General features: G+C 33.1%; 6 protein-coding genes. All 6 read right to left on the bottom strand.

What is annotated here, in order from left to right; all coding sequences use genetic code 11:
* On the bottom strand, nucleotides 1-3,200 hold a 3,200-nt coding region (locus RYL55_RS02890), incomplete at its 3' end, for a YSIRK-type signal peptide-containing protein (protein ID WP_315007112.1).
* 261 nt (nucleotides 3,201-3,461) lie between these two features.
* The gene (gene srtB, locus RYL55_RS02885; RefSeq protein ID WP_315007109.1) at nucleotides 3,462-4,292 is read right to left on the bottom strand and encodes a class B sortase; all 831 of its coding nucleotides are present in this window, start codon (nucleotides 4,290-4,292) and stop codon (nucleotides 3,462-3,464) included.
* 58 nt (nucleotides 4,293-4,350) lie between these two features.
* Nucleotides 4,351-5,328: a class B sortase gene (srtB, locus tag RYL55_RS02880; RefSeq protein WP_315007107.1), complete on the bottom strand. Its 978-nt coding sequence runs from the start codon at nucleotides 5,326-5,328 to the stop codon at nucleotides 4,351-4,353.
* Nucleotides 5,329-5,335: 7 nt separating this feature from the next.
* The gene (locus RYL55_RS02875; RefSeq protein WP_315007105.1) at nucleotides 5,336-6,547 is read right to left on the bottom strand and encodes a DUF5979 domain-containing protein; all 1,212 of its coding nucleotides are present in this window, start codon (nucleotides 6,545-6,547) and stop codon (nucleotides 5,336-5,338) included.
* Nucleotides 6,548-6,565: 18 nt separating this feature from the next.
* On the bottom strand, nucleotides 6,566-7,129 hold the full coding sequence (gene lepB, locus RYL55_RS02870; protein ID WP_315007104.1) for a signal peptidase I: 564 nt from the start codon (nucleotides 7,127-7,129) through the stop codon (nucleotides 6,566-6,568).
* On the bottom strand, nucleotides 7,130-9,649 hold the full coding sequence (locus RYL55_RS02865; RefSeq protein ID WP_315007102.1) for a vWA domain-containing protein: 2,520 nt from the start codon (nucleotides 9,647-9,649) through the stop codon (nucleotides 7,130-7,132).
* Nucleotides 9,650-9,733 lie beyond the last annotated feature (84 nt).

Raw genomic sequence — 9,733 nt, 5'->3', positions numbered from 1 at the left:
TTCTTAACTTTCTCAGCGTCTGGTTTTGTTCCTTCTACAGTGTATACTGTTTTTGGTTCTGAACCTAGTACATTAACCGTAATTTCTGCCTCTTTTGTATAAGTTGTTCCATCTACTGTGTAAGTTACCGGAACTTTAACAGTTCCTTTGTTCGTTCCTTTTTCTGCAGTGATTCTTGCTAAAACTTCTTCTGTAATCTCACCAACCACTACATCTTTAGAGCCTTCTGGTAATTTAGCTTTGAAGTCAGCTGATGTTGCTACTTCTGTCGCTTTTGCTTTCGCTACTTCTTTAACTTTATCTACTGAAGCTCCTTTTTGTACTTCTACATTACCTGTCGCTTTTGGTAAAACCAACACAGGAACTGTTACTGTTTCAGGAAGTACAACATTTCCCTTCGTATAAGATACTGTTGTTTCAACATTAATGATTTGTCCAGCTTTACCAGTTGTTGTCGGCATATTTTGAACATCATTAACTACAGCTGTATATCCAGGAACTGTAGCAGGAGTTATTTTCCCCTTAATATCATCATTTTGGATTGTATCTCCTTCAAAAACAACTTTCTGTTGCGTAGTAGATGCCACTACATTCACATTAATGTCTATTTGATTATTAAATTTCTTACCTCCAACAGTGTGAGTAACCGGTACTTTTAGAGTTCCACTATTTTCTTTTACAGCAGCTGTAGAATAACCTTGTACCATTGCAATTAAACTTGTTTCACTTAAATTTAGAGCAGCAGTAGATTTTAATGTTGCTAATTTTTCTCTATAAGCTTCTGAATTTATTAATTCTTCAGCACTTACTTTTGCTGCCTCTTTTGCTTTTTCAAAAGTCGTTCCAACTGGTACAGTTATAGTGCTATTTCCTGTCATAGAATCAATATAAATACTACGATTATATTTATAGTCTGGATTATCGGAAGTTTCTAAACTATTAGCATTTACATTCACTGGAGTATCATATCTATTCGAACCAACTATTCCATACGGTAAGATCATATTTCCTAATTTATCTTTTCCTCCAAATCCATTTTTCCCTACTACTTCAAAAGTTGCTTCTCCGACAAAATCAGGCGTTACTTCAAATGGTATTGTAACAGTGTTGGATTTACCACTTGTTGGATTAATATCTCGTTTTGGTAAATCAATTTTAAAAGTAAGTTCTCGTGTATCTTTGTTATATTTAAAGTCATAAGTATAACTTGGAGCAAATAAACTTTTGCCATTTACTTCATTTAAGTCTGTTCCTTGTAATGTACCTAACTTAATACCCTTAGGAACTTTCAAAGTAACTTCATACTTAGTCTGATATATTACTCCTACTCCACCATTATTACTTAGCGTTACATTAAACGTTCCTTTTTGAGCATTTTTATAAATAGAATCCTCTGTATAACCATATGCTTCTTTATCTTTACCTGAAGCAACTGTCGTTGTTAAAGTCAGTGCTGGTCCTGGAGTTAATCCTAGTCCTGCAACTATATATCCATCTTCAACCTTATGACCATTCAAGTAATCAGAAGTTGTTGGCTGATCTCCTGCTTCTACAAATACACGTACTTTAGTCGTCCCTTCAGGCACTTTTACTACACGCCATAATGCAGCAAAACCATCCGAATCTGAGCCAGGTTGTCCAATAAATTCTGTATCTGAAGCTTTTCCATCTTTTCTAGTTAATTCTGATAATGGTTGACCTGTATATGCATCCACTATTCTCATTTTTATTTTTTCACCTGATGAAGTCAAACCTAATTTACCATAAGCACTAGAAAAGACAAGATTAGCATACAAATGAGAGTTAGGGTTTACGTCGAAATCTTTATAGATAGTTGTTCCTTGTTTTTTTAATTCTACATAATAATCTTTATTAACTTTTCCTATACTTTCATTTCCCAAACGATCAGTACTAATCATATATCTTAGTACTCCACCACTAGCATTTGGTCTGTTTTGACCACCAGTAGCTGTAACATGACCGTTATTATCATAAACTTTTGCTGGTTTTGGTGCATATGTGGTTGCTGATTGTCCTGCTTTATATTCTATTTCAGTAGGTGCTTCTGGTTTAACAATATTTACGGTGTTTGCGCCTTCTTTATCTACAATCTTCCAGCCGCCTAAAGCTCCTGCTTTTGCTTCATCAGCAGTTATTTCTTTTTGTTTCCAATGATAAGTTGCTGAACCCAAATTAATAGCACCATTTATACCCGAAGCTTGATTTTCTACACGTTTTGTATGTGATGTAGCATTTGAGAAATCAGGTGTTCCAAAAGTATCATTTAAATTACTAATTACTGCATTAGATGGATTATTCCCATAATTTGCTAAGTGATTATTCGCAGGTGCTCCCCAGTCTAATTTTTTAGCTTGGTATAGTTTTAATAAATCTACTTTTTCTTTTAACTCTTGTAAAAGTGTATGCTTTTCTTTTTCTGTTGTTGGAATGTTGTTTCCCTTATTTTTAACAGCTTGTGCAGACTCTTTTACCTGTGTTAATATTCCTACGAACTCTTTATCTGTTTTCCCTTCTCCTTTAGCATTTTCAGCTGAGATTAAAGATTCAACTTTTGCGATTTCTGCCTCTAATTCAGAAGCTTTTTGTGTAATATCGTTTGTATTTACAACAACAGGATTTTCAGTACCATCTGCAACCGTCCCTGTATCTCTGAACCCACTCTCACCTTTTCCTGGAATGGCTTTTCCATTTCTTGGATCTTGGTTTTTGTTCTCTTTTTCTTCTTTCTTGTCTGCAGTTGCTTTTGGCATACTTTCAACAACGAATGCTTTACCATTTACTTCTGATGTAGCTTTTGCTACTTCTTCTTTTGTTGCAGCTTCATTTGCAGCTACAGCTTTTACATTTGCTAATTCTGCTTTTGCAGACTCAATTGCTGAAGCTGTTTTTTCAGTTGATGCAGCTTTCTCTAAAGCTGCTTCTAAACGAGCAATCGCTTCGGATAATTTTGAAGTGTTGACTTTTTCAGCAACATCGATTTTAATATTCTCTCCAGCATCTGGAGCTTTCGTTTCCGTTGCATGTGTATTTACTTCTTCAGCTGCTTGTACATTTGTACCACCAAGTACAGCTAATCCAGAAGCAATTGCTACACTGGCAACTCCAACCGTAAATTTACGGATACTATATCTCAAAAATCTCTGTGCTTGAATTGCACGTAAATTTTGATTCTTTTTCAATATGACCCCTCCTAGTTCTAGAATATTTCGCTTTTCATTCGGAAATATTCTTTTTGTATACTAATTTTATAACACTCTAAATGTAAAGGAAACTCAATAAAATTGCAACAAAAAAACAGTCTATTTTTTTTTTTTTGAAAACGCTACCTTTATTGTTATATCAACATTTCCAGAAATTTCCCCCTTATACACTAGTAAAATTTTCAATATTATTCTTTAAACTACTTAAACATTATATATTTTTATATATAAAAATAGTTATTATTCTTTAACATGGCTACGTCGTAGCAAAATAATAATAATGACTAACAAAAAAATAATCATTACTAGTAACAATAACACGACATAAAAAATCCATTTAGAAACACCACTTTGTTGAGGAAGATTCGTTGGATTTGACGATGAATTTATCTGCTCTTTCTTAAAAACAGGATTAATTTTTGCTAATAAGATATGTCTTCCATTGGTTACATCTACAAAACACGTACTTAATAAACAAATCTTATCTTCTGAAGTAACCGATACATCCCTTTTATATGTTGCTTTTGACAATAAATATTGATAATACGCTTGGTTTTCTTCTATGTTATCGGATAAAGGGCGATAAATATTCATATCATAAGCATCCACTTCTAAGATTCCGAAAATTTCCAATTCCTTTTCTTCACCATTGTAATAAATCGTTCCATAACGATGTGTCTCAAAGAAATCTATATCTGTAAATTTTTTGATATCTCCAAACATATCTCCTGTTGGAACATGATGTCCATAAATGATAGTATTAAAATTTGTAAAATTAGCATTAAAACGATAGTCTAAAAAGATTGAACCTGTCACTACATAATCTCCAAATGCATTATGGTCCAAATACTTTACATTATCTTCACTTTGCAGTAACGGATAATCAATATGTGTCCCATCAATACTAATCCACCCTTTTACATCCGGATGATTTTGTTGTAACTGATAAAATCCTTTTTCTTCATGATGGTCAATTGGATTGTAGTTCTCTAATTCATCCGCCAACACAAGTGAAGTATGTATAAAAAATAGAATAAAACTGATAGTAATCATCTTTATAATCTTCTTCACAAATCCACCTCTAATCAAAAAGGATAGATAGTCATCACTCACTATCCATCCTTATTTTTTAACGATTTCTTTCTTTACGTTGTTGTAGCATTAACACTAATATTACGAGTAAGAATAATACTACAATGATTAATACTAATATAATGATATACCAAATCCATAATGGAATGGATGATAAATATTTTCCTAAGGATGAATCATCAAACACACTATATGGGAATGGTTTTGATTTTTTCGTATGGAATGTATTTTCAGGAACATCATCCGTAATTTTCGCAACGACAATATGGCGACCATTTGTGACATCTAGAAAGCATGTGCTCAATAATATAATATGATCATTCTTTCCTATAGATATATTTCGTTTATTGAGCGCTACAGAAAGCAAATGTTGAATATACTCTTGTTGACGTTCTTCTCCTACAATCCCTGGATCATAAATATTGAAATCATAAGCATCCACTTCCAACATTTCAAATATTTCAAGTCCTTTTTCCTGTCCATTGTAAAAGATGCTTCCATAGTGATGTTGTTCAAAATATTCCTTATCTGAAAACTTCGCTACATCTCCAAACATGACTCCATTTTCTACATGATGTCCATAAATAATCGTATTAAAGTCTTCAAACTTCGGGTTATTTCGAGCATCTAAAAAGATAGCTCCTGTAGAAGCAAATTCTCCTTTTGAATCTCGTGTTAAATATTTTTCATTATCTTTTGCTTGTACTAAAGGATAATCAATATTCGTTCCATAAACATTAATCCAACCAATAACTTCTGGATTTAACTTTTGAAGTTTTTCAAATCCCGAAAAGCTAGCTAATTCATCTTTTTGAGACGAAGATACAGGGCGATACGCTTCATACTCACTTGAGGATGCTAATGAATAGACTTGATTCGAATCCCATAATGCGTAAAATCCAAATAGAAAAACTAACGCTGTTACAAGCAAGAGAATATGGTTCAATAAATTATCTAGAAACAGAACAATATGTCTTGAAATAGTTTTCTTTGGTTTTTCCTGATTCGTCTTCATCTCTTAATTATTCCGCTTCTCTACGTCTTTTTGCTACTAAAATAAATCCAAACAATCCTAATCCAATCATGATAATAAATGGAAGATTATCAATTAATAAACCTGTTGGTGTAACTTCTGGTAATGTATTCGTTACAATATTATTGTTTTCTTTTTCCCCAATTAATACATCTGCAACAGTGTAAGCTTGTGATTGAGTTCCAGTTGAACCATTCTTTAGAGTTCCGTTTTCTTTATAAGCTGAAGATGGTGTATAACCTGAAGCTCCTTCTTCTTTTAAGGTATATTTTGTACCTGCTGGTAAATCAGGGAATACTAAACTTTCGCCATCATGTAGAGTGAATTCTTTTTCAACATCTTTTGTAAATTGAATTTTTTCTGATCCTTTTGTACCAGTATAAGTTCCAGTTTCATCTGTCGAAGCTGCTTTGAATGTTAATTTGAAAGTAAAGTTTTTAGTTTTACTTGCTAATCCCCCAGCAACTTTTTTTGTAATGGTTAATGCATCTGCATTTGGATTAATAGTTGATGGTGAGTCACCAGTTTTACCTGCTTTTTTTGTATATTTATTTTTGAACAAATCATATTTATAGACTTTTGAACCACCTTCTGTTCCTGGTTCAGCATTTCCTGCTTTTTTAGCAGTTGCAGCTGTTGTACTTCCAGCAGTTGTATCTACGAAATAAACATTAGAAATATATGTTCCTGTTCCTTGAGATTTGTTCTTAACGAATACGTGCATTTCATATGTTTTTGTATCAAATGTTAATGTATCAATATTATTAGCTAAAGCTGTCCAACCTGTTTGTTCTTCTGATACTGTATACACATATTCCCCAGCATTTTCATAAGTTACTCCTGCAAAAATATCATCTGTTGCTTTTGTAATGGCTGTTTTCCCTTGCGGAAGTGTATCACTTCCATTGTAAGTAACTGTTCGATTTGGAATTGTTCCATTTGTTGGTGTCACTGTTTCATATGGGACATTTGCACTATTTTGCCCTGATTTTGGAGCAAATTTAAATGTAAATGTGGCTGTTGGAGTAGTAATTCCTTCTGCAATATCTAGTTCTTTATTCACTTTGACAACAACATTTTTTTCATTTTGAGAACTTGCTACTTCATTTTCAGCTAATACATTTGGTACTTGTAATAAAGATAAGATTGTTCCCGCTGCTACTACACCTGTTACAATTTTTTTCATCATTGTTTTTTTCATTTCCTAATTCTCCTCTTTTTAAAATCCTCTTCTTCTAACAATTGTGACCACTTTTCCTTGTGTATCTTTAATTGGGATTGCTCCAAATACACGACTATCTACTGCTGACGTTCGATTATCTCCTAGCACAAATAGACTTCCTTCAGGTACTTTAAGTGGAAATTCTACTCCTTCTTTATAAAGCAAAGTTTCTTTATAAATATCTTGCTCCTGTTGGGGTGAACCATTGACAATTAATCCATCTTCGTTAATATCAATCGTACTTCCTGCTGTTGCAATGACACGTGCAACACGAAGTTTCCCTTTATATTCATACGTTAGCAAATCTCCCACTGAGTATTTCTTATCTAATCGATAATAAACTACTACATCTCCATCTTTTAAAGCTGGTTTCATTCCATCATCATTGTAGCGAATAATTCCAAACAAAAAGAAATATAAAATTGCTAATGTTGCTATAACAAATACTATTTTTCCTAGAAGATAAATGATGTCATCTTTAATTCCTGGAGGACCTTTCCCTCTCTTTGGTCTTTCTTCTTTGACTTTTTTCAGTTGTAAACTTTCTCTTCTACTTAACATTTAGACTCTTCTCCTATTCGTAATCATCACTAATAAACCTAAAACCCCGATACACCCAACTATCATGAGCATCATATTAGATGAATCCAATATGTCTAATCCCGTTGCTGGAACAGACACTCGTTTATTGATAACTCGAACTTGCTTATCAAAATCTAATTGTCCACTCTGATTTTCATAAGTGACTGTATACCCTCTTTGAGAACGTGAAGATTCTCGAACTTCATAATGAGCTCCAATTGGAAGATCATCAAACCGAATCGTTTCTCCTCGTTTCAAACTTACAGTAGCTCGATCATTAGAAAATAAAACAACACTTTCTTTATTTCCTTTTTGTGCTTTTATTTGTTTGTTTTTCAATCCAGTAATTTGAATTTCCATTTCAAAATCTTGTTGATAATTTGCTAATTCACCGCTCACCTTATTTGTAATGGATAAGCTAGGATATTTTTGATTGGTTATCGTTACTGTCTTATCTTCCGTTAATACTCCTTGTTTTACAGAGTAATCGATTTTATAATGACCTGCATATTTTTCATCCTCTGTAACGGTATAATGAGCTCCTCTTGGAAGATACGAGAGCTGAATCGGTGTATTTGGTCGAAGTTCAATATTCGCAACACCATTTTTAAATGTTAATCCACCATATGTTCCCGACAACTCTCTATTATTACTATCACGTAATTCAATTTTAACGTTATATTTTTGTTGCTGAACTTCTTCTCCTGTCAATTTTTTCTGAATGGTTAAGCTCGGTTTTTGTTGATACGTCACCTTGAAAGAAGATGCATCTATTGTTCCAACATTTTCAACTTTTGCATCAAATTCAGACAGTTCTTGCGGAGCAATTTGATATTCATACCCTTTAGCAACGTTTTGAATTTCTCCTTTATTCGATTGAGGAATTGTAATTTGTCGATAATTCGGTGTATCTTGTCCACCTGTTTTATTTTTCTTTGTTAGTCCTAATGTAATCGAATTTGGTTTTGTTGCTGTAACATTCGTTCCCCCACGTGCATCTTTCCACTCAACTTTTACCGGAATATTTAAAGGAGTAGACGGGCTAAAACTTGGCACTTCAGAATATTGAAGAGTTTTCGTTTTTTCTTTCTCAATTCCATAAGTATAAGTTACTGTTGCTGATTGATTCGAATATAGTTTTGTCTTATCTCCGTTTAGCGCATCAGAAGCTGTAACTTTCTTATCTCCTGTAATCGCATCTAATGCTTCTTGAGAAGATTTAACGGTGAATTTCAGTGCATATTTGACACCGTCTTCCATTCGATAATCGTCAGCAAATTGTGCAGTAACAGACATTAGCCCTTGCTGATTTTGTTCTGTTGTCACTCTTGCTTCTTGCTCTGTTAAAGGTGTTTCAACTCCATTTACTATTTTAACGACTCGAAGATTTGAAGCATTATTCGGAAGTAATGTCACGAATTTTGATAAAGTATCTGTAATTGTTACCTTTCTGATTCCTAATGGTCTTATTTTTCGTGTAATATCATTCAATCGTTCAATCAATTCTTGCTCAGTATTGGCATATAATTCTTCAGCATTAATATTAGGATTAATTTCTTTTGCCTTTGCTGAAATCCATCCTAACGTATCAAAACCATTTTTATACGCAAATGCTATTGAATAAAAACCATGTACTGCAGGGGATATTATTTTAAGTTTTTGAAATATATTTCCATATAATCTATTTTGGAACCAACCACCTTTATTGGTTGGAAATTTAAAAACACTATGACCATATTTGTTATAGTACATATTAGCTTCTCCATCAGATAAAAGAATAACAATTCTTTTAGCATTCCCTCTGGCATTTTTTAGTAATTCTATCGCATTTCTTAAACCAGCTTCTACATTAGTATTTGTTCCTATTGTATTTAAGGGCTCATTCCCCCAAGACTCATATGAAGCCAATTGGATTCTAGAAACAACATTTTTAAGAGCTATCTTATCTGTGGTCCAATTAGAGTAAGTATATGCATCATCATATTGTCTAATTCCCGATAAAAAACCGTGAACTCTTGGTTTATCACCAGGATCTTTTGGTTCTGTATATCCACCATTCCAAAGATGAGGGTCATTATCTGCTCTCCCAGCAAATCCCACTAAGGAAACTCTATTTTCATTATTTGGATTAGAAAGAAGTAAATCTATCAAACCGGGTTGATTATTACTTCCATTTAATGCTTTTTTTAACGCATCAATTCTAACTACCTTTTCCTGTTCACTTATTTTATCCCCCATACTTCCTGATAAGTCCGCTACAAAAACAACATCTAATGGTTGATACGTAATATTTTGTCCACTATTTGAAGTGATGTCTAACATCAATTCATATTGGTCTGGAATTGTATTTCCATTACTATCTCTCATTGGTGTAATTGTTTTATGATAAGTGACTGTTGGATCTATTTCCTCAGCCCAGATTTTTTTTACCGGAAATAATATTTGAGAGAACACTAAAATGAATACTAAAATACCGTTTAATAACTTTCTTTTTTTCACAATGACACTCCCTTGTTTTTTATGAAAAAAGCTGTATATCACAGCTCATAATAGTACTCAAACTGCATCATGTCAACGTTTTTG

This window comes from uncultured Granulicatella sp. (genome assembly GCF_963515615.1).
GTDB lineage: Bacteria > Bacillota > Bacilli > Lactobacillales > Aerococcaceae > Granulicatella.
This window is presented reverse-complemented; position numbering and strand designations above follow the sequence as displayed.

Bases quoted from the DNA above. Each gene is read 5' to 3' on its own strand.
- srtB (WP_315007107.1), bottom strand. From the start codon at position 5,328: ATGAAGACGAATCAGGAAAAACCAAAGAAAACTATTTCAAGACATATT.
- RYL55_RS02875 (WP_315007105.1), bottom strand. From the start codon at position 6,547: ATGAAAAAAACAATGATGAAAAAAATTGTAACAGGTGTAGTAGCAGCG.
- lepB (WP_315007104.1), bottom strand. From the start codon at position 7,129: ATGTTAAGTAGAAGAGAAAGTTTACAACTGAAAAAAGTCAAAGAAGAA.